This window comes from Pseudomonas sp. GL-B-19 (assembly GCF_019956415.1).
Classification (GTDB): Bacteria; Pseudomonadota; Gammaproteobacteria; order Pseudomonadales; family Pseudomonadaceae; genus Aquipseudomonas.
On sequence record NZ_JAHBDK010000108.1, the window covers coordinates 88,895 to 114,634 of the forward strand.

At 59.2% G+C, this 25,740-nt stretch carries 19 protein-coding genes and 1 pseudogene; 7 read left to right on the plus strand and 13 right to left on the minus strand.

The genetic code is table 11. The features are described 5' to 3' along the window. Positions 1-102: 102 nt before the first annotated feature. The 5 genes from KGB06_RS29420 to KGB06_RS29440 all read right to left on the minus strand — a co-directional run bounded on the left by KGB06_RS29420 (position 103) and on the right by KGB06_RS29440 (position 6,626). A complete protein-coding gene (locus tag KGB06_RS29420; RefSeq protein WP_223521908.1) occupies positions 103-1,986 on the minus strand; it encodes a TonB-dependent receptor domain-containing protein in 1,884 nt (627 codons plus the stop codon). A gap of 118 nt (positions 1,987-2,104) precedes the next feature. Further along, complete coding sequence (dxs, locus tag KGB06_RS29425) at positions 2,105-4,003, minus strand: 1-deoxy-D-xylulose-5-phosphate synthase (RefSeq protein ID WP_223521909.1); 1,899 nt, start codon at positions 4,001-4,003, stop codon at positions 2,105-2,107. Between the two features lie 92 nt (positions 4,004-4,095). Beyond that, entirely contained in the window at positions 4,096-4,983 is an 888-nt protein-coding gene (gene ispA, locus KGB06_RS29430; RefSeq protein WP_223521910.1) for a (2E,6E)-farnesyl diphosphate synthase, read from the minus strand. Then, positions 4,980-5,222, minus strand: a complete 243-nt coding sequence (locus tag KGB06_RS29435) for an exodeoxyribonuclease VII small subunit (RefSeq protein WP_007894317.1) — start codon at positions 5,220-5,222, stop codon at positions 4,980-4,982. Before KGB06_RS29435 ends, ispA begins: the two co-directional genes overlap by 4 nt. 258 nt (positions 5,223-5,480) lie before the next feature. Beyond that, positions 5,481-6,626, minus strand: coding sequence for a Fic family protein (locus KGB06_RS29440; protein WP_223521911.1), 1,146 nt, complete (start codon positions 6,624-6,626; stop codon positions 5,481-5,483). 277 nt (positions 6,627-6,903) lie between these two features. On the opposite strand from KGB06_RS29440, the gene KGB06_RS29445 reads away from it, so the two are divergent. The 6 genes from KGB06_RS29445 to KGB06_RS29470 are packed head-to-tail and all read left to right on the plus strand — an operon-like array spanning position 6,904 to position 17,081. Continuing rightward, positions 6,904-7,695 carry a YfaP family protein gene (locus tag KGB06_RS29445; RefSeq protein ID WP_223521912.1) on the plus strand — a complete coding sequence of 264 codons (792 nt, stop codon included), beginning with the start codon at positions 6,904-6,906 and terminating at the stop codon, positions 7,693-7,695. A gap of 36 nt (positions 7,696-7,731) precedes the next feature. Beyond that, positions 7,732-9,444: a DUF2138 domain-containing protein gene (locus tag KGB06_RS29450; protein WP_223521913.1), complete on the plus strand. Its 1,713-nt coding sequence runs from the start codon at positions 7,732-7,734 to the stop codon at positions 9,442-9,444. Next, positions 9,429-10,079, plus strand: a complete 651-nt coding sequence (locus tag KGB06_RS29455) for a DUF1175 domain-containing protein (RefSeq protein ID WP_411741882.1) — start codon at positions 9,429-9,431, stop codon at positions 10,077-10,079. Before KGB06_RS29450 ends, KGB06_RS29455 begins: the two co-directional genes overlap by 16 nt. Beyond that, complete coding sequence (locus KGB06_RS29460) at positions 10,076-14,641, plus strand: alpha-2-macroglobulin family protein (protein WP_223522040.1); 4,566 nt, start codon at positions 10,076-10,078, stop codon at positions 14,639-14,641. The genes KGB06_RS29455 and KGB06_RS29460 overlap by 4 nt, the downstream gene beginning before the upstream one ends. A gap of 1 nt (position 14,642) precedes the next feature. Further along, on the plus strand, positions 14,643-16,262 hold the full coding sequence (locus tag KGB06_RS29465) for a DUF2300 domain-containing protein (protein ID WP_223521914.1): 1,620 nt from the start codon (positions 14,643-14,645) through the stop codon (positions 16,260-16,262). A 3-nt stretch (positions 16,263-16,265) separates the two neighbouring features. Beyond that, on the plus strand, positions 16,266-17,081 hold the full coding sequence (locus KGB06_RS29470; protein WP_223521916.1) for a YfaP family protein: 816 nt from the start codon (positions 16,266-16,268) through the stop codon (positions 17,079-17,081). A gap of 56 nt (positions 17,082-17,137) precedes the next feature. Here the strand turns inward: KGB06_RS29470 and KGB06_RS29475 are convergent, their stop codons facing one another. Next, positions 17,138-18,217, minus strand: coding sequence for an HAD family hydrolase (locus KGB06_RS29475; RefSeq protein ID WP_223521918.1), 1,080 nt, complete (start codon positions 18,215-18,217; stop codon positions 17,138-17,140). Between the two features lie 307 nt (positions 18,218-18,524). On the opposite strand from KGB06_RS29475, the gene KGB06_RS29480 reads away from it, so the two are divergent. Then, complete coding sequence (locus KGB06_RS29480; protein ID WP_223521920.1) at positions 18,525-19,184, plus strand: MarC family protein; 660 nt, start codon at positions 18,525-18,527, stop codon at positions 19,182-19,184. Between the two features lie 305 nt (positions 19,185-19,489). Here KGB06_RS29480 and KGB06_RS29485 read toward each other — a convergent pair. The 7 genes and pseudogenes from KGB06_RS29485 to KGB06_RS29515 form a co-directional block, all read right to left on the minus strand. Beyond that, positions 19,490-20,235 (minus strand): annotated as a pseudogene (locus KGB06_RS29485) (helix-turn-helix transcriptional regulator). Positions 20,236-20,463: 228 nt separating this feature from the next. Next, a complete protein-coding gene (gene ppa / locus KGB06_RS29490; RefSeq protein WP_008052339.1) occupies positions 20,464-20,991 on the minus strand; it encodes an inorganic diphosphatase in 528 nt (175 codons plus the stop codon). Between the two features lie 113 nt (positions 20,992-21,104). After that, positions 21,105-21,917: a zinc-dependent peptidase gene (locus KGB06_RS29495; RefSeq protein WP_223521922.1), complete on the minus strand. Its 813-nt coding sequence runs from the start codon at positions 21,915-21,917 to the stop codon at positions 21,105-21,107. Positions 21,918-21,923: 6 nt separating this feature from the next. After that, positions 21,924-22,580, minus strand: a complete 657-nt coding sequence (locus tag KGB06_RS29500) for a DedA family protein (RefSeq protein WP_223521924.1) — start codon at positions 22,578-22,580, stop codon at positions 21,924-21,926. A gap of 286 nt (positions 22,581-22,866) precedes the next feature. Further along, entirely contained in the window at positions 22,867-23,328 is a 462-nt protein-coding gene (locus KGB06_RS29505; RefSeq protein ID WP_223521926.1) for a GNAT family N-acetyltransferase, read from the minus strand. A 110-nt stretch (positions 23,329-23,438) separates the two neighbouring features. Then, on the minus strand, positions 23,439-24,263 hold the full coding sequence (eutC, locus tag KGB06_RS29510; RefSeq protein ID WP_223521928.1) for an ethanolamine ammonia-lyase subunit EutC: 825 nt from the start codon (positions 24,261-24,263) through the stop codon (positions 23,439-23,441). Between the two features lie 8 nt (positions 24,264-24,271). Next, positions 24,272-25,666 carry an ethanolamine ammonia-lyase subunit EutB gene (locus KGB06_RS29515; RefSeq protein ID WP_223521930.1) on the minus strand — a complete coding sequence of 465 codons (1,395 nt, stop codon included), beginning with the start codon at positions 25,664-25,666 and terminating at the stop codon, positions 24,272-24,274. Between the last annotated feature and the right edge of the window lie 74 nt (positions 25,667-25,740).

Sequence of the window (25,740 nt, forward strand, 5' to 3'; positions counted from 1 at the left end):
CGGCCATCGCGGGCAAGCCACGCTCCCACATTTGGAATGCATTCCACTGTGGGAGCGTGGCTTGCCCGCGATGACGTCCGCCTAGACACAGCTGACTTCAGGTCAGATCTCGGGTGTCCAGGTCACCCCAAACAACCACGCCCGACCTTCCTCTCGATACCCAAACTGACTGCCTTCATGGCTGTACATCGCCCGGCTATAGCTTTTATCCAGCAGGTTATCGAGCTTCAGCTCAAGCGTGATTTCACGATTGAGTTCCCAGCTGCTGCGCAACCCCAACAAGCCGTAGCCACTCAGTGGCTGTTGATTGTTCAAGTCGTCATAGCTGCTGCTGACTGCTTGCCAACTGGCGCCGAGGCCCAGGCGATCAAATTGTCGATCCAGATCCAGGCTCAACGTCCGCCGTGCACGACGGGCGAGGGTGTGGCCGGTATCGCGGTCGCGCGGGTCGATGATCGATATACCAAGGTTGCTCTGCCAGCCGAACAATTCCTGTTTCAATGCCGCTTCGAAGCCATTGATCCGCGCCGAGGCCACGTTCTCTGGCTGAGAGTTACTGCCGAAAATAATCGCGTCTTCAAGATCGATGCGATAAAGCGAAGTTTCCAGGCGACTGGTTTCTGTTAACTGGCTACGCCATTGCAGCTCATAGTTTTTCGACGTTTCAGGTTTCAGGTCCGGGTTGCTGAAATCCGGGTAGTACAAGTCATTGAACGTCGGCGCGCGAAAGCCTTCGCTGTACGTCAGCAGCACAACGTTATCCGGGTTAAGCGGCAGGGTGAAGGTGCCGCTCCAGCTGTTCTGGCCGCCAAACTGTTGGTTCTGGTCACGGCGCAGGCCCAGTTCGGTGGAAAAACTGTCTACCTGGTAGTGATGCTGAACAAAGGCGGCGCGGTTCCAGCGGCTGTCTTCGTCGAAGGGCGTGCTGCTGTTGATCCGGTCTTCGTACCAGTCGCCGCCCAGGATCAGGCTGTTGCGCTCGGTGAGCGTCAGGTCGTTTTGCCAGTTCACCGAGTCGCGGTAGGTATTGAAGACGCTGCGTTCATCGCTGAGCTTGTCGAGGGTCTTCTCGCGGTTTTCGCTGTGGCCGAATTCGACGCGGGTCTTCCAGGCATCGTTAACCCGTGCGTCGACATAACTGCTGACGCTGCTCACTTCGAACTCGCTGAAAGGCTGCTGCTGGACTGACTCGAAAGTGTCCGGGTCAAAGCGGCCAAACGGGTTGTCGAACTCGCTTTTGCCTCGGTTATCCAGAATATTGGTACCGATTTCCAGGTCATCGGTAAGCGTATGACTCACGCTGAAACTAACCGATTGATTGCGGTACTCATCGTGATCGCTGTCGCTGGGAAAAGACTCGTGTGTGCGATTGATCCCGGCAGTTTCATTGAGGCTGGCGCCGAGATTGAAGCGGGTGTTCTCATCGCCACCTGACAGCCCAAGGCTGCGTTCCCAGGTCTGGTTGTTGCCAAATCCTACGTGCATCCGCGGTTGCAGGCCTTGTTCACCTCCGCGCCGGGTGAAGATTTGAATCACCCCGCCGATGGCGTCACTGCCATATATCACCGAACGGGAGCCGCGCAGCACTTCCACGCGCTCGACCTGCTCGATGTTGATGTGTTGCAGGTTGCTGTCGCCCGAGGTCGAATTGCCGATGCGCTGACCATCCACCAGCACCAGGCTTTGCGCCGACTGGGTGCCGCGAATATAAACCCCCGGCAGACTGCCGAGCCCGCCGGTTTGTGCCACTTGCACGCCCGGCACCCGTTTGAGCAAATCGGTGATGCTGTCCGGTTGCAGACGGTCGATGTCTTCGCGGGTGAACACTGTATTGGCGGCACTGCTGTCGTTGCGCGCTTCGACCTGACGATTGGCGGTGATCAACACGTCGGGCAGTTTCAAGGCTTGATCGCGTTCGAAGGTGTCGGCCAGCAGTTGACCGGCTGGCAGCAGGGTCAGCGTCAGGGCGAGGCGAGAGAAATTCATGGTCAATTCTTGTGTATCAAGGACGGCGCGGTCCTTGTAGGAGCTGGCTTGCCAGCGAAGCTTTTGGCGCCCATGAGGGCGCCTTCGCCGGCAAGCCGGCTCCTACAGGGGATGGGATTTAGATGTTGAGCAGTTGCAGGCGCTCACGCACCGCCGCTTCGATCCCGGCCTCATCCAGCCCACACTCGGCCAGCATCTGCGCAGGCTTGGCGTGTTCGACGTAGAGGTCCGGCAAGCCCAGGTGCAGGACCGACTTGAGGATATTTTCGCGGGCGAGGAATTCGCTGATCGCGCCGCCGGCACCGCCCATGATTGCGTTTTCTTCGACGGTCACCAACAGCTCGTGGCTGCCGGCGATTTCGCGAACCAACGCTTCATCCAGCGGTTTGACGAAACGCATGTCGACCACCGTCGCATCCAGCGTTTCGGCGACTTTCAGCGCCTCGGCCAGTTGCACGCCGAACACCAGCAAGGCGACTTTGCTGCCCTGACGACGAACAATGCCTTTGCCGATTTCAATCGGTTGCAGGTCTTTCTCAATGGTCGCATTAGGCCCCGAGCCGCGTGGGTAACGCACCGCCGCGGGGCCGTTGTAGAGGTGACCGGTAGTGAGCATTTTGCGCAGTTCGTTTTCGTCGCTCGGGGTCATCACCAGCATGCCGGGGATGCAGCGCAAGAACGACAGGTCGAAGCTACCCGCGTGGGTCGGGCCATCTTCACCCACCAGACCCGCGCGGTCGATGGCGAACAGCACGTCGAGGTTTTGCACCGCCACATCATGCACAAGCTGGTCATAGCCACGTTGCAGGAACGTCGAATAGATCGCCACCACCGGTTTAGCGCCTTCACACGCCATGCCGGCGGCGAGGGTCACCGCGTGTTGCTCGGCAATCGCCACGTCGAAGTAGCGCAACGGGAAACGCTCGCTGAACGCCACCAGATCGGAGCCTTCTTTCATCGCCGGGGTGATGCCCACCAAGCGCGGATCAGCAGCGGCCATGTCGCACAGCCATTCACCGAACACGCCGGAATACTTCGGCCCGCCGGCTTTCTTCGGCGCAGCGGCCGGTGCGTCCAGCGGTTCGAGTTTGGTGATGGCGTGGTAACCGATCGGGTCGACTTCGGCCGGGGCGAAGCCTTTGCCTTTCTTGGTGACGACGTGCAGGAACTGCGGGCCTTTGAGATCGCGCATGTTGCGCAAGGTGGCGATCAGGGTCGGCAGATCGTGGCCGTCGATAGGGCCGATGTAGTTCCAGCCCAGCTCTTCGAACAGCGTGCCGGGAACCAGCATGCCTTTTGCGTATTCTTCGGTACGACGAGCGATTTCCCAGGCACCGGGCAGGCGCGACAGAACCTTTTTGCTGCCCTCACGCATGCTCGCGTAAGTTCGGCTGGAAAGGATTTTCGCCAGGTAGTTCGACAACCCGCCGACATTGCGTGAGATCGACATGTCGTTGTCGTTGAGGATCACCAGCATGTTGGCGTCCACTTCCGGCGCGTGGTTCAGCGCCTCGAACGCCATGCCGGCGGTCAGCGCGCCGTCACCGATCACGGCAATGGCCTTGCGATCACTGTTCTGCAGGCGGGCGGCAATGGCCATGCCCAGCGCTGCGCTGATCGAAGTGCTGGAGTGGCCGACGCCAAAGGTGTCGTACTCACTCTCGGAACGGCGCGGGAAGGCTGCGACGCCGTCCTTCTGGCGCAGAGTGCCCATGCGCTCGCGACGGCCAGTGAGGATTTTGTGCGGATAAGCCTGATGACCCACGTCCCACACCAGCCGGTCGTCCGGGGTGTCGAAGACGTAATGCAACGCGATGGTCAGTTCGATGACGCCCAGGCCTGCACCGAAATGCCCGCCGGTCTGACCGACCGTGTAGAGCAATTCCAGGCGCAACTCATCGGCCAGGGTTTCCAGCTCGGCTTCGCCTAACCGGCGCAGGCCGTCCGGCGTGTTGGCACGGTCGAGCAGGGGCGTGGTCGGGCGCTTGCGGGGAATCTCATGAAACGTCGTGGGCATCAGGCGAATCGTTATAGGTATAAAAGATGCGGCAGTTTACCTGATGCATCGCCCCCTGCCCACGCGTTGGTCTTAACTTGGCCGATACGCTGTCAGCTACGCCGGTCGACGATGTAGCGGGCCAGGTCGCGCAAGGGTTCGGCGGCCGCGTCAAACGGTCGCAGCGCGTGCAGGGCCTGATCGCGCAGTTCCAGGGCGTAAGCCTTGGCCGCGTCGAGGCCGAGCAGCGCCGGGTAGGTCGGTTTGTCACGAGCGATGTCGGCGCCCTGGCGTTTGCCGAGGGTTTCGGTATCGCTTTCAACGTCGAGAATGTCGTCCTGCACCTGAAACGCCAGGCCGATGGCCTGTGCATAGGTCTGCAACGCTTTCAGTTCGTCCTTCTCGGCGCGGCCGCTGGCCAGGGCGCCGAGTTTGACGCTGACTTCAATCAGCGCGCCGGTCTTGTGCCGGTGCATGTACTCAAGGGCTTTTTGATCGAGCTTCAGACCGACCGAACCGAGGTCGATGGCTTGACCGCCGACCATGCCCGCCGGGCCTGCCGCGACGGCCAGGGCGCTGACCATCTGCAGGCGAATCTCGGCGTCCGCCCCGTTCAGGCGCGGGTCGAGCAGGGCACTGAACGCCAGGCTCTGCAAGCCGTCACCGGCAAGGATTGCGCAGGCTTCATCGAATTTCTTGTGAGTCGTCGGCTGGCCGCGACGCAGGTCGTCATCGTCCATGGCCGGCAAATCGTCGTGCACCAGGGAATACGCGTGAATCAGCTCCACCGCGCAGGCCGCGCCGTTGGCTTGCTCAGCCTTGCCGCCCAACGCTTCGCAGGCCGCATAAGCCAGCAATGGACGTACGCGCTTGCCGCCATTCATCACGCTGTAGCGCATGGCTTCATAGAGGCGGGCAAGTTCAGAGCTGGGGGCGTTGAACAGGGTTTCCAGTGCCGCGTTGACGCGGGCCTGGCTGGTCGCCGAATACGCTGCAATCATTCTGGCTGATCCGCGTCGAAGGGTTCCTCGGCCAACTCGCCATCACGTTCGAGCAGCACTTGAACCTTCTGCTCGGCCTGGGCCAGCGCCGCCTGGCAATCGCGAGTCAGACCGATGCCTTGCTCGAAAGCCGTCAGCGAGTCTTCCAGCGACAGTTCGCCGTTCTCCAGACGCTCCACCAGCGTTTGCAGGTCAGCGAGCGATTGTTCGAAATCCAGTGCAGCTTTTTTGCGGGCCATGGCGGCTATTTCCGGTTGACGTTAAACCGGCGCGACACTAGCAGACATGGGGGGTATGGGCAAATGAGCGGGCTGTGTCGAGTAGTAGTTGCGGGGTGAAAGTACATATTGTGGCGAGGGAGCTTGCTCCCGCTAGGGGCGCGAAGCGGCCCCAAAACCATACGCCGCGGTTCTTCAGGTAACCGCATTCAGCGATTTGCGACTGCTTCGCAGCCGAGCGGGAGCCAGCTCCCTCGCTACAGGGTGCAACTCGTTAGATCATTGTGTGGATTCATTCGGAAAACTGATCTGGTAACGGGTACTGCGTCCACCACCGGGCAGGCGTTTCAGACAACCCTTCTCCAGCAACTCAGCCAAATGACGGGTCGCAGTGGCTTTCGATACTTTCGCCACAGCTTGATATTGAGCCGCGCTGATCCCGTCCTCGAATCCTCGCTCCCCACCGTCCAGTAAGCGATTCAGTACCTTGATCTGCTCGGCTGACAGTTTTGCGTCCCGATGCGCCTGCCAGAAGTGCGCCTTGCCCAGTACCGCTTCGATCCGCGTCATGGCCTGCTGCAAGCTGCGCAGCAAAATTTGCAGAAACCATTCCAGCCACTCGGTGATATCCGTGGAGTTTTTCTGGCTGGTTTCCAGCACTCGGTAATAGCCGGAGCGATCCTCAAGGATGCTCGCTGACATGGCGTAAAAACGGATCGCTTGGGCTTCACCCTGAGCCAGCGCCAAGTCGGTGATGGTTCGCGTCAGGCGACCGTTGCCGTCGTCAAAAGGGTGCAGCGTGACGAACCAGAAGTGCGCGATGCCGGCCCGCAACAATGGATCGAGCCCGCCCTGTCTCTGGCTGTTTTCAAACCACGCAAGAAAAGTATCGAGCTGTTGTTCAAGGCCAAGGCGGGGTGGTGCCTCGAAGTGGATGGTCGGTTTGTCGAGTCGTCCGGAAACCACCTGCATCGGCTCATCGCCGCGCAATTCGCCGATACGAATCGACCGGGCGGCAACATTCATGCCCTGATCCGGAAACAGCCATTCATGCCATGCCAGTAACCGCTCCAATGTCAGCGGTTGCGCAAAGTGCTGAGTCGCGTCGAGCATTAACTGCGCTAGCCCTTCACTGCGTTGGCTGACTTTATCGCCATCGACCACCTCCAGACCCAGGCGTCGCGCCAGTGATGAGCGGACCGAGCCAACATTCAGCTGCTCACCCTCGATAGCTGAAGACGTCACGATGTTCTGCAATAACGCATCCAGTTCGTTCTGCACGTTGAGTGAGCCACCCACAGAACTGGCCATGCCCATCAACCGACCTTGCGCCTGCACGCACTCACGCAATAGCGGCGTCAGGCGTTCGGATTGCCAAGTGAAATTCGGCCAATCAGGCTGTTGCCAAATCCAGTGAGGTGCCATGGCCACGGTAACTCCAGAGTGAATGAGCTGAATAATAGTCTTATTCGGCTCATTTTGTGAGCCGAATAACCTCGCTATTCGGCTCACGCACTCAAATGTTCGTGACTTCCCCCGCAAATCAAGATGGATCCGATTGTTAAAAACCAGCCAAATCGCTACCCTCGCGCCTTCCAGGACCCATCAGTCACCGGGTCTTTCTGACGAAACGCAGTATTTGGATCTGTAACGCGCCGAGGATCGGGCGCAAGGTTTCGTTATGCATGGCAGGAGGCATCACATGCGTTCATTTCTTTTGCTGGTGATGGGGCTGGTCTGCGCGACCGCTGCCTGGGCAGAACCGACGGCTGAGCTCTCGGAACCGGTCGGTGGCTGGCGCTTTAGCGGTCTGCTCGACCGTAGCGAAAACCCGCAAGTTGCCTATCCCACGCCGCCCATCGACCGGGGCGTGCAGCGCAATCGCACGATGATCGAGGGCCAACTCAAGGCCATCGGCACTCAACGCGGGCCGCACACGCTGGCGGTGAACGGCAATCCACTGAATCTGTACACCGACGACGAGGGGCGTTTCGCCCGGCCGTATGTCTTTGGCGCGGGCTCCAACAGCGTCGAAGTGCGCAGTGCCGAAGGCCAGTCGCTCAAGCGCGTTCAATTCTATGAAGCCAACAACCTGCGCACGCCGGCACGGATTCGCGTGGTGCTGGGTTGGGACGATCCGAAAGCCGAGCTCGACCTGCACATCATTACCCCTGACGGCCAGCATGCGTTTTGGGCTCACTCGGCGCTGACCAATGGCGGCGGCCTCGACCCCGACGGCGTCGATGGCCCCGGTCCGGAAATGTTCACCATGACCGCGCCGTTGCATGGCACCTATCTGGTTTATGTGAACTATTGGGGCAACTTCGGCAGCGGCGGCTATAACTTCGAGGAGGCCAGCAACCAGAACGAGGTCATCACCTCGCAGATCAACCTGGTGCTCAACGAAAACACCGTCGACGAAAAACGCGAGACCTTCATCGTGCCCCTGCGCGCGATCGGTGACCTGCTGCTGGTCAAGACTTTCAACTATTAAGCATCCCGCACCACGGATGAATTGGGTGTTGTGAACATGAGTGAAGAGACTGTTTCCCCGGCCGCTGACGCACCTGCTGCCAAAGCTCCCCGCCGTTGGCCGGCGCTGCTGGTCGGGCTGTGCCTGGTTGTTGGCGTGGCGGGTGGGTTGTGGTGGTTCATGCACAAACCCAAAGCGCCACCGGCGGAGTTGGCTAGCGACAAACTGGGCATGAGCCGGCCGGACGGTCTGCTCGAAACCCACTCCTTGAGCCAATTGCCCAAGGACCTGCTGGCGGTGCCGTTCCTCAAGGAAACCCTGACCGAAGATTTCGTCTTCTATTACGAAGCGCATGTCGATCGTCTCGGCTTGATCGGCAGTCTGCGACGGATCATTTACGAGCATGACCTGAAATTGCAGGACAGCCTGATCGAGCAACTCTTCGATCAACCAGCCGACGTGGCGCTGTGGCGCGGGGCGGATGGCCGGCTCAAGGATTTCCTGTTGGTGATGGATCGCGGTGGCCTGGCCAAGGTCTTGGAGCCGCTGGCCAAAGTGGCGCTGGACGATTCACAGCTGACTAAACTCAGTGATGTGAAGGTCGGTGCCGACGACGTGGCGCTTTATCAGCTCACCTACAACAACAGCAAAGCGCTGGTCTTCGCTTCCCATGGCGACAAACTGGTGGTGCTGTCCAATCCCTCCAAACTCTACGACCCAAGTAACGGAGCGGCGGAAGAGCCGGGCAGTGTTTCGACCCTGGCGCTGGCGGCTCTGCTGAACGGCGACAAACTGTTCCCCGAAGCCTTCGGCCTGCCACCGCGTACACCGGAAGTGAAACAACGTCTCTCGGTGAACTCCAGCGTTCTGGCCATGGGTTACCAGCGCTTCATCCCGAACTTCGCCGGACTGCGCTTCGACATGGACGACAAGGGCTGGCACAGCTTCCTTGCTCTGGATGAACTAGAGGATCAGCCGGACTTCGACTTCAAACCGATCTGGCAAGCCATGCCGATGGGCGCCAGCGCCTGCGTTGCTTTGCCCCTCGCGGCGGAACAACAGAAACCGCTGCTGGTGAAACTCGGCGCCGAAGAAACCGTGGCCCAGGCCCTGACCGAACACATGGCTGGTGCCGCCGGACTGTGCTGGTATGCCGATTCGCGTCTCTACACACCGCTGCTGGTGGCCAGCCTGAACGACGATGACAGCGCCAAGCTCGACGGTGATCTGGGCAGTTTGTTCGGTTCGATGGTCGGCGCCTTTGAGCCGAATGTCGAAGAGCATGCGTTCCCGGTGGTCGAGAAACAGGAAGGTCCAACCCACCAGTGGCAGCGTCAGGTCAGCTCCAACTTCGGCCCCTACAAAGCCAAGGAAGCTGAAGATCCGGACGCGATTTCCGGCAAGGCCTTCATGGAAGTCAGCCTGGCCCGTCACGGCTCGACGCTGTTGTTCTCCCTTGACGACAAACTCGTGGACAAGGCCCTCGGCACCCTCGACAAACGCTTCCCGCCGATGGCTGACGTGGTGCCGAAAGACCTGCTGATGCCGCTCTACTTCGGCCCGGAGCCCATGGCGCAACTGATGCAACAGGAAACCCTCGACAGCCTGCCGCAGGACATGGAACCGGTGTTTTACAACGCCGCGCAAACCTACCTGATCCCGAAATTGCGCAAGCTCGGTGGCTATGGAAAATACGCCCTGACCTTGCCCGAAGGCAGTGAACCCGACGGCCACTGGCAATGGCTGCCGCTGCAATGGAAAGCCCTGTGACTGCACTCATCCGAGGCCTCGGCTTGCTGGCCATGTTGCTGGGCAGTCGCGCGCTCGCCACTGAGGCGCCACCCCTCGACGTGCAGCAATCCCAGGTGTTTCGCGCCTGGTTCGTGCGCATCGCCCAGGAACAACTGACCCAAGGCCCGAGCCCGCGCTGGTATCAGCAGGACTGCGCAGGCCTGGTGCGGTTCGCCGCCAACGAAGCGTTGAAAGTCCATGACGATAAATGGCTGCGCAGCAATGGCCTGTCCAATCGCTACCTGCCACCGGAACTGCAATTGAGCGAGGCGCAACGTGGTCTCGCCCAGCAATGGCAACAGGGCGGCGGCAAGGTCGGGCCGTACGTCAACGCGATCAAATTGATTCAGTTCAACAGCCATCTGATTAGCCGTGATGTGGCGCAAGCCCGGCCCGGCGACCTGATGTTTTTCGATCAGGGCGACGACCAGCACCTGATGATCTGGATGGGCCGCTACATCGCCTATCACACCGGCACCACCACCCCCACTGACAACGGCATGCGTTCGGCAAGCCTGCAGCAACTCATGACATGGAAGGACACCCGATGGATACCCGACGCAGCCAACCCCAACTTCATCGGCGTCTATCGACTGAACTTTCTCTCCCAATGATCGGTGCCCGCATGTTGCGTTTTCTGCCTCTGCTGTTGGTCTTGATGCTGCCTTTCTCGGCGGTCAACGCCGAAGACACCGTCGAGCCGAGCGGCTACACGCCAGTGGCCGGTGAAAGTTTTTTTCTGCTGGCCGACAGCAGTTTCGCCAGCGATGAACAAGCCATGGTGCGCCTCGAAGCGCCGGGTCGTGACTATCGCCGGTTTCGCATGGAGCCTTACGGCGGCGCCGACATTCGTGTGTACCGCATCGACAAGCCGCTGGATTTTCTCAAACGCCAGAAGAACCTGCACCGCGTCGTCAGCGATGGCCAGTTCAAAGGTGAAGGTCTGTCGAACACGCTCGCGTACCTGTGGGACAACTGGTACCGAAAATCCCGTCGCGTGATGCAGCGGGCGTTTTCCTACGAGTCCCGTCAACAAGTCACCGAGGAAGTGCCGGAACTGAAGATGGGCACCGCCATCGCCGCGCCAACGCCTTATGACGCACAGCCGCAATTCGCCCTGATCCCGGGCCTGCCGGTGGTCAGTCAATTCCGCTATCCGCTGTGGCAAGCCAAACCGATCCAGCCGCCTGAGGGTGTGAACCTGGCCGGTTCTTCCAGCGAGTTCGTCAGTGTTGCGCCGGGTAACGTCTACATTCCGTTGGGCAACTTGAAACCGGGTCTGTACCTGGTGGAAGCGTTGATCGGCAAGTACCGCGCGACCACCATGGTGTTTGTCTCGAACACCGTGGCGGTGAGCAAGATCGCCGGTGATGAACTGGTGGTCTGGGCTGCGCGCAAACACGAAGGCAGTTCAGTACCGAAAGTGAATGTGTTGTGGACCGATGGCCTCGGCGTGATGAACAGCGGCGCCACCGATACCGATGGTTTGCTGCGTCTGAAACACGTCAGCCCCGAGCGTTCTTTCGTGATTGGCGAGGACGAAGAGGGCGGGGTGTTTGTCTCCGAGAACTTCTATTACGACAGCGAAATCTACGACACCAAACTCTACGCCTTCACCGACCGACCGCTGTACCGGCCGGGGGATTGGGTGTCGCTGAAAATCGTCGGGCGCGAATTCAAGAATGCGCGTGATTCGGTGGCGCCGACCGCAGCCGACGTCAACGTGACCGTGCTCGATGCCACGGGCACGGCGCTGCAATCGCTGGCGTTGAAACTCGATTCCAAGGCGGGCACCCAAGGTCGTTTCCAGTTGCCGGACAATGCGGTGGCGGGCGGCTATGAGCTGCGTTTCAGCTACAAGGATCAGACCTACAGCAGTGCGTTCCGCGTGGCTGAATACATCAAACCGCACTTCGAAATTTCGCTGAACCTGGCCAAGCAGGATTACCGCACGGGCGAACCGGTGAAGGGCAGCCTGGTATTGCTATACCCGGACGGTAAACCGGTGGCCAACGCCAAATTGAGCCTGAGCCTGCGTGCCCAGCAACTGTCGATGGTCGACAACGAACTGCAATACCTCGGGCAATTCCCGGTGGAGCTGACCAGTACCGAACTGACCACTGATTCCAAAGGCAACGCGACCCTCGACCTGCCGGCCGCCGAGAAGCCGAGCCGCTACATGCTCACCGTGTTTGCCAGCGATGGCGCGGCGTATCGGGTCAAGACCACCAAGGAGATTCTCATTGACCGTGGTGCCGCGAGTTTCAGCTTGAGTGCGCCGCAACGCTTCAGTGCGGTGGGCGACAAAGTCATTTTCAGCTATCAAAACGAAGGCGCCAACGAGCAGAGCAAAACCGTCACGCCGAGCAGCTACGGCTGGGTGCGTCTGGAAGACCAGAGCAGCGGCGACGGCAAACTTGCCGCGAAGGACAAAGGTTTCACCGTGGCTTTCGACCGTCCGGGCACTTACAACCTGACGTTGAAGGATGACCATGGCCGCGTGATTGGCGCGACCGGTCATTCGGTCACCGGCGATGGCGTCAAAGCCGTGCCGGGCACCGTGGAAATTGTCCTCGATAAACCGGAGTACAAAGCGGGTGATGAAGCCTTGGCGTTGATCACTTTCCCGGAACCAATCAGCGATGCGCTGCTGTCGCTGGAGCGCGACAAGGTCGAGGCCACGGCGCTGCTGTCCAAGGGCGGCGACTGGCTGAAGATGGAAAAACTCAGCGACACCCAATACCGTGCGCGCATTCCGGTGAAGGACAATTTCGCGCCGAACCTGACCTTCTCCGTGCTGTACACCAAGGGCGGTCAGTACAGTTTTCAGAACGCCGGCATCAAGGTGATTGCGCCGCAAATCGACGTGGCCATCGTCACCGATAAAGAGGCCTATCAGCCGGGCGATACCGTGTCGGTCGACCTCACCACGCAGTTCGCCGGCAAGCCGATTCCGGCACACCTGACGGTCAGCGTGGTCGACGAAATGGTCTACGCGTTGCAACCGGAAGTTGCGCCAACCATCGACCAGTTCTTCTACCACCCACGCCGCAACAACGTGCGCACCAGCGCCAGTCTGTCGTTCATCAGCTACGACGTGGCGTTGCCGGGCAGCCCGGGCGCGCCGGGCAAAGCCAACCGCAGCGAGCGGGGGGTGAAAGTGCTGGAGCGGCCACGTCGTGAAGACGTCGACACCGCCGCGTGGCAGCCGGAATTGATCACCGATGCCAACGGCAAAACCCGCTTCACCTTCAAGATGCCGGACTCGCTGACCCGCTGGCGCATCACCGCCCGAGCCATCGCCGATGACGGTCAGGTCGGGCAGAAGAAGCAATTCGTGCGCTCGGAAAAACCGCTGTACCTGAAGTGGAGCGGGCCAACCAAATTCCGCAGTGGCGACAAGCCGGCTCTTGGGGTGTTTGCCTTCAGTCAGGCTGAAAAACCAGTCAAGGCTGAGCTGGTGATTCATTACGGCGGCGCCGATCAGCGTGTGCCGGTGACCCTGAACAATGGCATCAACTACATCCCGCTGCCTGCGTTCGCGTTGGCCTCTGGCGAGTGGACTGCCGAACTGGTGCAGGATGGCAAAACCGCTGACGCGCTGGCCGTGCGCCTGACCGCGACCGGTGAAGGTTGGCAGGTTACGCAAAGCCAAAGTCTGGACGTGGCCAGCGGCGATACACCGCTGAGTTTGCCGGCGGACGCGACGGATATTCGCCTGCGTCTGGATGACAGCCCGCAAGCGCTGTTCCGTTCGGCGCTGGATGATTTGCTCAGTTATCCATACGGCGGCGTTGAACAAACCGCCAGTCGTTTGCTGCCGCTGAGCATCGCGTATCCAACCTTGGCGTCGAACCCGCAAATCCGCGATCGCTTACGCCTGATCATGCAAAACAGCCGTCTGCGTCTGGTGCAAATGGCCGGGCCTTACGCGAGCTTCACCTGGTGGGGCATGGACGGCGAGCCGGATGCGTTCCTGACCGCTTACGCTTACTACGCCGACTGGTACGCCAGTAAAGCGTTGGAGCTGAGCCTGCCGCCGGAGCATTGGCAGCGGGTGCTGGAGGTGTATTCGAAGCAGGCCAAAAACACCCCGCTGTTGCAGCGCGCGCTGATCCTGTCGTTCGCCAAACAGATGCAATTGCCGGTGAACACCTTACTCAGTGGGTTGATGGATGACCTGGCGAAAGCGGGCGAGGGTAACGCCGCGAACCTGATGGAGGACGGTGAAGACAGCCTCGTGATGAGTGATCCGGATTCGGCGCTCGGCTTAGCCGCTGCGCGCGTGTTGACGGCATCACTTGCGCGTCAGTCCAAGGTGACGCTACCGGACGCTTTCAATCGTCAACTGGCGGATGCGCAACAGCGATTGGCCGTCAGCTCGCAGCCGTTCGCCGAAGCGCTGAACCTGTCGCTTCAAGCCTTCGATCCGGCTCACGCGCAAGCCTTGTTGCAACGCTTGCTGCCGCAGCAATCGACGCTGGAACGCGCCTTGGCGCTGACCTGGTTGCAACGCAGCATCGAGCAGGCTTCGCCCACCATCGCATTGGCACCGGGGGAAGGCTGGAAGAAAGAACACAGTGATACCGGTGAGATGTATTGGACGTGGCAGGGTGTTTCGCCAGTGCCGGCCGTGTTGTCGTTGGCTGGGACGCAGGAACGGCCATTGCGTGCCGCGTTGAGCTACCAGACCCAACAACCTTCGATTGATCCGATGGCAGTGACCATCACTCGTCGCCTGTCGCGTCTGGTGCCGGGTGATGAGGCCTTCACCTTCAAACTCGAAGCGGTCGGCACCCAGCCATTGTCCAGCGACAGTCTGTATCTGGACGAAGTGATCATCACCAGCAAAGCCGCGAAACCGCTGCGCTACGGCATGCTCGAAGTGCCGCTGCCGCCGGGTGCCGATGTCGAGCGCACCACGTGGGGCATCAAGTTGATGGGCAAGGCCGGCACCGAACCGACGGCGCTGGAGAAGGCGCGTTTCGAGCCGGGGCAAATGGCTTACGCGATTCCGGTGAATGCCTTGAGCGGTGAGATGCGCTTGCGTCACTTGGTGCGCTTTTCGCAGAAGGGTCAGTTCAATTTGCCGCCAGTGCGGTTCACTCAGGTTTATGCGCCGCAACATCAGGCGCAGGAACAGAAGCCGGCCCTTGGTCAGGTTACGGTCAACTGACATGACCCGGCCTCTGGTCTGGTTGCTGCTGTGTTTGACTCCTGCTCTAGCGACAGCGCAGGACGAACCGCTGCGGCTGGGTTTCAAGGGCGAACTACTGTCGTTGAGCCGGACTCAGGTGGTTTCACGCGAGCCCATGCCTGCTGATTTGCAGGCGCCATTGGGCAGTTTGTGGAAGTTGTTTGTGTACGGTTGGCTGGTGGATACCGGCGCTCAAGAATCGCCTTATGAATGTCGCGGGCAGTCAAAAGAAGAAGTTTATTGCTGCACGGCCGGCGGCAAAATTGAGCGCGATCAGGCGTTGGTGAAATCGTGTGGCTTGTACTTTGAACCGGCGCGATTGGGCATCACCGACGCTGACTGGCGCACGTATTGGCAAGCGCGACAGGCACCGGAATGGTTACTGGATTTGCCCTCATTAAAGCCCTCTGCGCGAGTTTCCGTCGCTGAATTGCTCAAGGTACTTGCCGGGATGCCGGCGCAGGATCAGGCGCGACGGGTGTTGCTGGACGTGGTGCTGAATGCCGCCGATGGCAATGTCGTGGGCGAACTCGGTGGCCGGTTGCGGGTGAAAACCTGGAGCTGGTTGGGGGATCAGGCCCCGTCGTCACGTCAGGGCGGGTTTGCCGGTTGGACGGCGGATGGCACGCCGATCTGGGCCGGTGGGCGCGGGACCAGTCAAATGGTGCTTCGTCATTACGGTGAGGCGTTAGCCTCAGCGTTGCCGACTGACTGGCCTGCGGATACGGGGCGTTGTGTCGAAGTCGGGTTGTTTTCGCGCTATCCGATCGAGCGCGTTCTGACGGGGGGGCGTGTGGTTTCTTCCGGGCCTTTGCAGGGCAACTATCGCATTGAATTCAGCAACCGCAACCAACTCGATATCCACAGCGACGGCGAACTCTTTTTATTGAAGGACAAGCTCGTCGCCCGCCTGGACCGCGAAGAATACGTCGCCCGCGTCCTCCAGCGCGAAGCCAAACCCGAACCCGCCGAAGCCGCCAAAGCCCTGGCCGTCGCCATCCGCACCTACCTGCTGCAAAACGCCACCCGCAATGGCGACTGCCTCAGCATCGACGACAGCAGCAGCCGTCAACGCGTCGCCCCACGCCCAGCCACTAACGAAGCGCGCAATATCGCCGCCTGGACCAGCGACCTCGTACTGGCCGGCAGTACCGTCACCTACCACGCCGATCAACCCGGCCCGGACAAACTCTCTTGGCAGCAAGCCGTCGAACAAGCCAACGCCGGCCAACGCTTCGACGCCATCCTGATGCACGCCTACCCGCGCGGCAGTCTCAGTCGCTGGGACAACCCTGTCGCCTCCTGCGAAGCACTGCCCGCCGCGCAAGACTGGCTGCAAACCCAGCGTCGCGGCTGGCGTGCGCGGTTGGAAAGCGAGGTCGGCTACAACGAAGTCAGCACCTTCGCCGTCTGCCGCCTGGCCTTCGGCCGGCCCTACGTCGACCGCGAACGTCAGCGCATCTACGTACGCGGCGTGCTGTCGCTGCAAGACCGCCTCGACCTGACCCACGAATACCTGCATCTGGCCTTCGAAGCACACCCCAACGGCCAGGATGAAACCTACATCGAAGGGCTCGCCCGCCACCTCTTGCTGGAATAGGCCATGAAACTCCGTTATCCACAGGTCATCCTGTTCCTTTGTTCTTTTTGCGCACTGCCGCCGATTTTCGCCGCCGACGCCGCCGTCAAACTCGACACCCCCGTCGGTGGCTGGCGTACCGGCGCGGTTGAGGGCGAAGGCGAAAACTTCCGTCAGACCGTCAATTATCCCGCTTCGTCGGTTAACACCCCGGTGGGGCAGGCCAACACTGCGCGCATCAGCGGTCAGATAAAATCCACGCCCAAATCGGCGGAGCCTGGTCGACTGATCGTCAACGGCGTGAGCATGCCGCTGAAAATCGACTCGGCGGGTCGCTTTGATCGCCCGTTCTCGTTTCCCAATGGCAGCAACAGCGTTGAAGTGCGCAGCCCTGATGGCCAGCAGCGGCATCGCACGCAATTTCTCAATGCCAGTGGCGGTGCCACACCAGCCAAGTTACGGGTGTTGCTTTCCTGGGACAGCGATAACACGGATCTGGACTTGCACCTGATTACGCCGGAGGGGGCGCACATCTGGTACGGGGATCGTGTTGCGCCCAATGGTGCTGCGCTGGATGTTGATGTGACGACTGGGTATGGTCCGGAAATTTTCGCCATGCCTGCGCCGATCAAGGGGCAGTATCTGGTGTATGTGAACTACTTTGGCGGTGGCTATCGCAGTGACGATGAGGGGCAGGAGGATGCGGTTCAACCGCTGACAACGGCGCAGGTGACGGTGATTACCGAGGAAGGGACTCCAAGCGAGAAAATGGAGACGTTTCTGGTGCCGATGCGGGCCGTGGGGGAGTTGACGTTGGTGAAATCGTTTAGTTATCCATGATGAAGTGATTGTCCAGCGGGCTGCTGGACAATCAAAAATTCAACTACAACTGCGTTTCACTCGAATGAAAAAATCTTCTTCCAGTCCTTTTTCATGCTGATCACAGTCCAGCCCTCATTTTTCGCCTGGTTAAACAACGATTCGGTAAAGGTGCCCACTTTACTATCAGGTAATCCTTGCGCCGGGCCATAGGCGTACTCGCGATCGGCGTCGTCATGGAGCACCAACATTGCCAGTCGCGCGCCCTTGCCGGCTTTGGTGTACTCCAGCATTTGCTTGTCACCGGTGGAATTGCCGAAAGCTGCTTGAGGCTGACGGCCGACCATCAGGTAAATGTTCTCTGGCTTACCCGCATCGTTGTCGTTGAGCAGTATCTTGGGCAGCTTGATCAGCTCGGGTTTGCCGCTTTTGTCGTAGCCATATTCGGTGGCCCCGGCACTGCCGACTACCTGTTCGGGAGGCACACCATAGACTTCTTCGGCATAAGCGCGAACGAAGTCCTGACCGCCGCCGGTGACGATGTAAGTTTTGTAGCCGTTGTCACGCAGGTATTGCATGACTTCCTTCATCGGCTTGTAGGTCAGCTCGGTAAAAGGGCGCTTCCAGCGAGGGTCACGGGCTTTGGCCAGCCAGGCTTGGACTTGCTGCTTGAACTCATCCGTGGGCATGCCGCTCAGGGTCACCATGGCAATTTTAAGATAATCATCAAGGGTCAGTTTCGCCATGGCGGCATGGTCCCCCGAAAGCACTGTTTTGAAGGGTTCTACTTGAGCCAATTCGGGCCTTGCCTCGACTGCGGCAGGCACGCGACTCAGGCAATAGAACAATTGGCTATAGGCAGGGTGTTCAACCCACAAGGTGCCGTCCTGGTCGAAGGTTGCGATGCGCTCGGCTGGTGATACGAACTGAGCACCGCCTTCCTGGGTGGTCGTCTTGACGAACTCTACGATGGCTTGCTTGGCCGGCCCTTCATTCCAGGAAGGCAGCGGGTCGGCAGCGAACACCGCCGTCGACGCAATCAAACTCAGCCCAATTACGGCAAGGGGTGAACCAAAACGTCGCCTGACATGAGCGTCAGGACGGTTCGCAGAGATGACGGAGCTCCAGGTACGCTGCACCAAAATCATGAATTTCATGATGTTTACCTATGGTTGGATTGGTAAATCGTTGGTCGTACGTGGCTGCTCACTTTGCTTATGACTACAGCAGTCAGTTGGGAGTCAAGTGTAGATGGTAGTACTTGCTATTCAAGCCGACCCTGCCCCCCCTGTTGCCGTTTGTAAGCTGGTTTTTACCCGGTGTCTGGACGCTACGCACCACAGCGAAACGCTAGTGACGGTGGAGTTCACGCTGCCAGTCCCGGCGGCAGAATAAATCCGTAACGAGCCCTTTGCTCATCATCCGCTATGGTGATGTAAATCAGTCTCTTATCGAGGGTGCTCCATGAACACCTATTTCACGTTGTTTGTCGGTATGTTCACCACGTTACTGGCCATCATCAATCCCTTGGAGGCGATTCCCGTGTTCCTTGGTATGTTGCAAGGCAAGGACGTTGCCGAGCTCCGCCGGGTGGCACGTAAAGCTTGCATCTATGCATTACTGCTGATGTTCTTTTTCCTGATTTTCGGCAACCTGCTACTGCGCCTGTTCGAAGTGCCACTGAGTATGATTCGGGTGGTTGGCGGGATAATTCTGATGCGTATCGGTTTTGAGCTTTTCGCACCCTCGCCCAATAGCAGCCTGATTCCCACTAACCACGACACTGATCAGGATGTGTCCTTCATTCCCATGGCCATGCCAATCATGTTTGGCCCCGGTGCGATTGCCACCGTGATCGGACTGACCAGCACCATCAAGGACTCCGATCGGGCCCTGTTATCTTTCGCCGTGGTGGCGCTGGCCATCTGCGCCACCATGTTCACCACCTATTTGTCACTGGCCTACGCTCAAGTCATCCTCAAGACAATCGGCCCGCAAGGTATCGATGCCGCCACACGAATTGTCGGATTCTTCGTCTCTGCCATGGGGGTCGGCCTGATATTCCACGGCACGGTGGAGTTTCTGCAATCGTACGGGGTGCTGCTCCATGGCGGAGCGGGGTAGGGCGGCGGCGTGATCGTGATCTGCGGGGAAGGGGGTGCTTCGTGCGAGGCCAGTAATTACGTGGGTTTCGGGCATTAAAAAGCCGGCTTGTGGCCGGCTTCTCGGGGACTGGCTTGGATCATTTTTGGTAAACCGCGTCAGCCTTCAAAACGTACACCCGGATCTTGCGTCCGGCTGTGGGACTTGGCGAGAAAATCATCTGCCTTGTCAGTGCGATCTGAGCCGCGAGGCGGGTCGATGCGCAAATTTGGGGCGCAGCATACTGATTTTTTTGGGGAATTCCCAGTGTGGTGTGCTGCGCGGTGTTACAGAAACGGCACCGCCGGTCGGCGTTTGTTAAGCGTCGACCACCAGAACACCCATCCCAACACACTGATGTTCTGCTTCTCAATCTGCTCGGCACTAAGGATCTCATCCGGGTGCTCGGTTTTGTTGTAACTGCGCAATCTCAATGCATTGCCTGGCATCCGGTGCAGGTATTTGATTCGCAGCATCCCGTCATGATCTATGGCGTAAATCTCTCCATCAATCACCGTGGTCAGCCCACGGTCGATGGCTAGTGTGGAGCCATCTTCAATCCTCGCGCCCATGCCGTTACCGAGCATGTGAACGCAGAACACATCCGCATGATTGATTTCCAGGGAGTCGAGGTGGCTTTTGGGTAGTCGGATGAATTGGCCGGTGTCTTCCACGATATGGGTTTTATGGGACCCCGGGGCGATGGGCATTTCTTTGTAGAAGGGCAGTTCGACATCCGTCGGCTCGATTACCGTGTAGATGCCACGAATCGCCTGTGCGTCGAAGGTGTTGCCAGATTCGCCGAGCAGATGCAGGTGTTTGGCGTCTTCCGGGCCTTCGCCGGTTTTGAGCCAGTGGCTGTTTACCGAGAGTAATCTTGCGACCTCTTCCATGCGGTAGGCGGGCACACCGCGGGTGTACCAGTTGTGGATGTTTTGTGCTTCCGTGTCGAAAAACGCGGCAAATCCTGTCGTCGTGATGTTCGCTTTTTCGAGGAGTGCTTTGAACCGGGGCCGCTAGTGTTCTTTTTCATAAACACGAGTCTACGGGCGCAGGGCGGGGCTTTGAATAAACGAACCGTTCAAATTTCGAGGGAAATTTACGACCGGATGTAAGACGTATTTCGAACAAATTAAACAGAAAAAAACCGCAGCGACCGAAAGATAAACACGCTGTTTAAAACGCTTTATGAGCGCCCACAAAAAACCCCGGATAAACCGGGGTCTTTTCAAGGCGTCAGTGGCGCGAGACCACTGGCGTCTTAGCCTTTATAGGCAGCAACCGACTTGGTGATCGCGTCGCGGGCGGCATCTGCGCCGGCCCAGCCTTCGATCTTCACCCATTTGCCTTTTTCGAGATCTTTGTAGTTCGCGAAGAAGTGCTCGATCTGCTGAATCAGCAGCGGTGGCAGGTCGGTGTATTCCTTCACGTCGACGTACAGCTGGGACAGCTTGTCGTGTGGAACAGCGATGACTTTGGCATCGCCGCCGCCGTCGTCGGTCATGTTCAGGATGCCGACCGGACGTGCGCGGATGACCGAGCCTGGAGCCACCGGGTAAGGGGTCACTACCAGCACGTCGAGGGGATCACCGTCGTCAGCCAGGGTGTTCGGGATGTAACCGTAGTTGGCCGGGTAGAACATCGGGGTGGCCATGAAACGGTCAACGAACAGGCAATCGCTGTCTTTGTCGATTTCGTATTTGATCGGCGCGTGGTTGGCCGGAATCTCGATCGCGACGTAGATGTCGTTCGGCAGGTCTTTGCCAGCCGGAATCTTGCTGTAGCTCATTGGGCGGTGCCCCCGTTAGTTGACCAAAGATACTTGGCCGGATTGACCAAAAAGTGGCGGCGATTATAGGCATATTCCGCCGTTGATGCTACGTACCAAGGGTCGTAGAGACCTTAGTCGCGTGCCTGATAGACCGGGTCTGCAGCCAGAAGTTGCCGTAACCGGCTCAGTGGATCCTGCCGGTAGAAAAGCTTGAGCTGCTCATAGACCCGCGGATAAGCCTCGAACAGTAAATCCGGGGCGCTGAAGAAATACTCGCTGGTGACGGCGAAAAACTCGGCGGGGTTTTCTGCGGCGTAGGGATCGATCGCGGTTTCGGCGTCCGGGTTGCGCTCCAGTTGCTGGTCGAGGTCATCGTAGGCCTCTTGCATCACCTTGGCCCAGTCGCTGACCCGCATGTCGGGGTGCAGCGGCGGCAAGCCGTTGGCGACGCCATTGAGCATGTCGAGTTTGTGTGCGAGTTCATGGATGACCAGGTTGTAGCCTTCCCAGCCACCACTGGCCATCACGCCCGGCCAGGCGAGGATGATCGGACCTTGCTGCCACGCCTCGCCACTGTGTTCGCCGTCCCACTCATGTTCGACGCCGCTGGCGTCGCGATGGCGCTGGGGGCTGAGGAAGTCGTCGGGGTAGAGAATTATTTCGTGGAAACCCTGATACCAGTTCAAGTCGCCCAATTTCAGCAGTGGCAATTGCGCCTGCGCTGCCAGCAGCAGGCGCTGCTCCTGGTGCAGTTCGACGCCGGGCAGGGCGGTCAGGTGTTTGTCTTCGAGGAACAGCACGCAGGCTTCACGCAGCCACTGGTCTTCAGTGGCGCTGATGCCATCGAGAAAGCTCAGGTGATGGCGCACCCGCTGCCACATGTCGTCGGCAATCGGGTGCCTGGCCAGGATGCGCTGGCGGCGCCAGGCGCTAAGCGACCACATCGCGGATCAGCGCGATTGGGTTTTGGACGCAGCGTTGGCGAGGCGGCTGCGGACCATGCTTATGACCATCGGAAGCAGCGACACCAGGATGATGCCCACCACCAGCAGCGACAGGTTTTTCTTGATGAACGGTACGTTGCCGAAGAAGTAACCGAGGGTCACCAAGCCGCCGACCCACAGGATCGTGCCGAAGACGCTAAAGAAAAAGAAACGCGGGTAAGGCATTTTTCCGACACCGGCGACGAACGGTGCAAAGGTGCGGATGATCGGCAGGAAACGCGCCATCGTTACGGTTTTACCACCGTGCTTGTCATAGAAATCGTGGGTTTGTTGCAGGTAGTCGCGACGAAAGATCTTCGAGTCCGGGTTACTGAACAACTTTTCGCCTGCTGTTCGACCAATGATGTAGTTGGTGCTGTCGCCGAGAATCGCCGCGAGCATCAACAGGCCACCCAATAATACGGGGTCCATGCCGCCACCGGCCGCAACGGCACCGGCGATGAACAGCAGGGAGTCACCCGGCAAGAACGGCGTCACCACCAGGCCCGTTTCACAGAAAATCACCAGAAACAGAATGGCGTAGATCCAGGCACCATAGTTGGTTACCAGCATGTCGAGGTAGACGTCGAGATGCAGCACGATGTCGATCGGGTTGAAATCCATAGGGGCACCTGTGGTAACGGCCGGACTCTGCAGGCCTGTGCGGATGACTTCGCGGAAGACTACATAGGAGTGTAGTTTTTCTTGCAAGTCGAAAAGCTCGGGATTATACGGGCTGAAAAGTGAAAAGAGCGTTCAGTGTATATAGCGGGGGATGTCGCGGTAGACCGATGGTCGATGCGGTTTTTTGTAGGAGTGAGCCTGCTCGCGATGGCTTCACCTCGATATGACTGATTCACCGAGGTGTGGCTATCGCGAGCAGGCTCACTCCTACAACGGGCGATGTGAGTCAGAGACTGTCGCTGATCGGCAGCACGTAGTTCTTGAACTCGGTGTCTTCCTTGAACCCGATGGATTCGTAGGTTTTGCGCGCGACTTCGTTGTCGCTGCTGGTGGAAACACGCATGCGCACGGCATTGGTTTCCTTGGCCATTTTCTTGGCGGTGCGGATCAGATTGTCGGCCACCAATTGGCGGCGGGCGTCTTCGGCGACATAGATGTCGTTGAGGATCCACACGCGTTTAAGCGAAAGAGAGGAAAAGCTCGGGTACAACTGGCAGAAGCCCATCAGTTTGTTGTTGTCGTCGTCGGACACGGCGAGATAAATCACCGATTCCTTGCGGCGCAGGCGTTTTTCGAGGAACGCACGCGACGAGTCCGGGTAGGGCAGGGATCCATAAAACTCACGATATTTCACGAACAGTGGCGTCAGAAGGTCCAGGTGTTCGAGGGTCGCTTGAATAATCCGCATGGTAGGTCTCGACTTCAAGTGGCTGTCTTACGTGACGGCGATGGGAAACCCGTGGCGGCCGTTCGTCGATCCTGCCTGAAACCGGCGCAGAAACGCAATGCGGGAACGGTTCACGTATCTGTCTGATCCAACAGGAAGTTGCGTTTTATGTCCGCTCCTGCGTCTGAATCCAGTGTCTGAAGCTGGGCTTCGTCCTTGAGATTGACCCCTGACAACTGTCTGCGACAGGCCTCGCGCATTAAATAAAGCAAACGATGTGCCGCCATGCCGTAACTCAGGCCTTCGAGCCGGACATTGGAGATGCAATTGCGAAAAGCGTCTGTCAGGCCGATCTTTGGATTGTAAGTGAAATATAAGCCCAGACTGTCCGGGGAGCTGAGTCCAGGACGTTCGCCGATCAGGATCACCGTCATTTTTGCCCCTATCAGCTCGCCAATCTCGTCGGCCACCGCGACGCGACCCTGCTCGACCAGTATCACCGGCGACACGGACCAGCCTTCGGCCAGCACCTGTTCTTCCAGGCGCGTGAGAAATGGCAGGGTGTGGCGATGAACGGCCAGTGCCGACAGCCCATCGGCCACCACAATCACCAGATCGACGCCGTCGGGATTGGCTGAGGCATAAGTGCGCAGCCTCTGCGCCGACTCATCGCTCAATTTTCGCCCCAAATCAGGGCGCTGCAAGTAGCTGTTTCTGTCCGTGGCGGCGCTGTGCAGCAACACACTGTCGCGCCCGATCTCGGCCAGTTGCGAGCTGAGCCCTGCCGAGTCGAACGGCAGATGCACCGCATCCCGCGCCTGAGCGTGGGCGTACTGGAAATCCAGTTGGGCGCTGGTCGGCATGCTGGTGCCCGTGCGCCCCAGGGCAATTCGTGCTGGTGTCAGACGCCGCAATTCCAGCAATGGATTCTGTGGATCTACGGGTGGTTTTTCCATGAAAGCACTCATCCCAATTGCGCCATCGCCTGGCGGAAGGCCGGGGGCAGGCTGTCGCCGAAGTGAATTTTGCCGTCTGCCTGGGTAAATATGCCCATTTTTGTCAGCCACTGTTCGAATTCAGGTGCGGGTTTCAGGCCCAGGGTCTGACGGGCGTAGAGGGCATCGTGGAACGAGGTGGTCTGGTAGTTGAGCATGATGTCGTCGGAGCCAGGGATGCCCATGATGAAGTTGATTCCGGCCACGCCCAGCAGGGTCAACAGGGTGTCCATATCGTCCTGGTCGGCTTCGGCGTGGTTGGTGTAACAGATGTCGCAGCCCATCGGCACGCCCAGCAATTTGCCGCAGAAGTGGTCTTCGAGGCCGGCGCGAATGATCTGTTTGCCGTTGTAGAGGTACTCCGGGCCGATGAAGCCGACAACCGTGTTCACCAGGAACGGCTTGAAATGTCGCGCCACGGCGTAGGCGCGGGTTTCACAGGTCTGTTGATCGATACCGTGGTGGGCGTTGGCCGACAGTGCGCTGCCCTGACCGGTTTCGAAATACATCAGGTTCTGACCCAACGTGCCGCGATTGAGGCTCAAACCGGCGTCATAACCTTCCTTTAAGACATTCAGGTTGATGCCGAAACTGGCATTGGCCGCTTCGGTGCCGGCAATCGACTGGAACACCAGATCCAGCGGAACCCCGCGATTGATCGCCTCGATCGACGTGGTGACGTGGGTCAGCACGCAGGCCTGGGTCGGGATTTCATAGCGCTGGATGATCGCGTCAAGCATTTCCAGCATGGCGCAGATCGACGCGATGCTGTCGGTAGCCGGGTTGATGCCGATCATCGCGTCGCCGTTTCCGTACAGCAGGCCGTCGAGGATGCTCGCCGCGATGCCGGCCGGCTCGTCGGTGGGGTGATTGGGTTGCAGGCGGGTGGATAGCCGGCCGCGCAATCCCATGGTGCCGCGAAACCGGGTGACCACGCGGATTTTTTGCGCCACCAGCACCAGGTCCTGGACGCGCATGATCTTCGACACGGCGGCCGCCATTTCCGGTGTCAGGCCGGGGGCGAGCGCGCGCAGGGTCTGTTCATCGGCGGCATCGCTGAGCAGCCAGTCGCGAAACCCGCCAACGGTGAGATGGCTGACCACGGCGAAGGCGTGTTTGTCGTGAGTATCGATGATCAGTCGGGTGACCTCATCGGCCTCATAAGGAATCAGTACTTCCTGCAGGAAGTGAGTCAGCGGGATGTCAGCCAGGGCCATCTGCGCGGCAACACGCTCGCCATCATTGAGCGCAGCGACACCTGCCAGGAAATCACCGGAACGCGCTGGACTGGCCTTGGCCATGACGTCCTTGAGGCTCTCGAAGCGATAGGTCTGAGCGCCGACAGAGTGGGCAAATGTGGCCATGGGATGGTGTCCTCCTGAACTGTACAAGTCTTGATAACACTGAGATTCCCTTGTGGGAGCCAGCAGGCTGGCTC

Coding starts and splice junctions, on each gene's coding strand:
- KGB06_RS29420 (WP_223521908.1), bottom strand. CDS start 1,986: ATGAATTTCTCTCGCCTCGCCCTGACGCTGACCCTGCTGCCAGCCGGT.
- dxs (WP_223521909.1), bottom strand. CDS start 4,003: ATGCCCACGACGTTTCATGAGATTCCCCGCAAGCGCCCGACCACGCCC.
- ispA (WP_223521910.1), bottom strand. CDS start 4,983: ATGATTGCAGCGTATTCGGCGACCAGCCAGGCCCGCGTCAACGCGGCA.
- KGB06_RS29435 (WP_007894317.1), bottom strand. CDS start 5,222: ATGGCCCGCAAAAAAGCTGCACTGGATTTCGAACAATCGCTCGCTGAC.
- KGB06_RS29440 (WP_223521911.1), bottom strand. CDS start 6,626: ATGGCACCTCACTGGATTTGGCAACAGCCTGATTGGCCGAATTTCACT.
- KGB06_RS29445 (WP_223521912.1), top strand. CDS start 6,904: ATGCGTTCATTTCTTTTGCTGGTGATGGGGCTGGTCTGCGCGACCGCT.
- KGB06_RS29450 (WP_223521913.1), top strand. CDS start 7,732: ATGAGTGAAGAGACTGTTTCCCCGGCCGCTGACGCACCTGCTGCCAAA.
- KGB06_RS29455 (WP_411741882.1), top strand. CDS start 9,429: ATGGAAAGCCCTGTGACTGCACTCATCCGAGGCCTCGGCTTGCTGGCC.
- KGB06_RS29460 (WP_223522040.1), top strand. CDS start 10,076: ATGATCGGTGCCCGCATGTTGCGTTTTCTGCCTCTGCTGTTGGTCTTG.
- KGB06_RS29465 (WP_223521914.1), top strand. CDS start 14,643: ATGACCCGGCCTCTGGTCTGGTTGCTGCTGTGTTTGACTCCTGCTCTA.
- KGB06_RS29470 (WP_223521916.1), top strand. CDS start 16,266: ATGAAACTCCGTTATCCACAGGTCATCCTGTTCCTTTGTTCTTTTTGC.
- KGB06_RS29475 (WP_223521918.1), bottom strand. CDS start 18,217: ATGAAATTCATGATTTTGGTGCAGCGTACCTGGAGCTCCGTCATCTCT.
- KGB06_RS29480 (WP_223521920.1), top strand. CDS start 18,525: ATGAACACCTATTTCACGTTGTTTGTCGGTATGTTCACCACGTTACTG.
- ppa (WP_008052339.1), bottom strand. CDS start 20,991: ATGAGCTACAGCAAGATTCCGGCTGGCAAAGACCTGCCGAACGACATC.
- KGB06_RS29495 (WP_223521922.1), bottom strand. CDS start 21,917: ATGTGGTCGCTTAGCGCCTGGCGCCGCCAGCGCATCCTGGCCAGGCAC.
- KGB06_RS29500 (WP_223521924.1), bottom strand. CDS start 22,580: ATGGATTTCAACCCGATCGACATCGTGCTGCATCTCGACGTCTACCTC.
- KGB06_RS29505 (WP_223521926.1), bottom strand. CDS start 23,328: ATGCGGATTATTCAAGCGACCCTCGAACACCTGGACCTTCTGACGCCA.
- eutC (WP_223521928.1), bottom strand. CDS start 24,263: ATGGAAAAACCACCCGTAGATCCACAGAATCCATTGCTGGAATTGCGG.
- KGB06_RS29515 (WP_223521930.1), bottom strand. CDS start 25,666: ATGGCCACATTTGCCCACTCTGTCGGCGCTCAGACCTATCGCTTCGAG.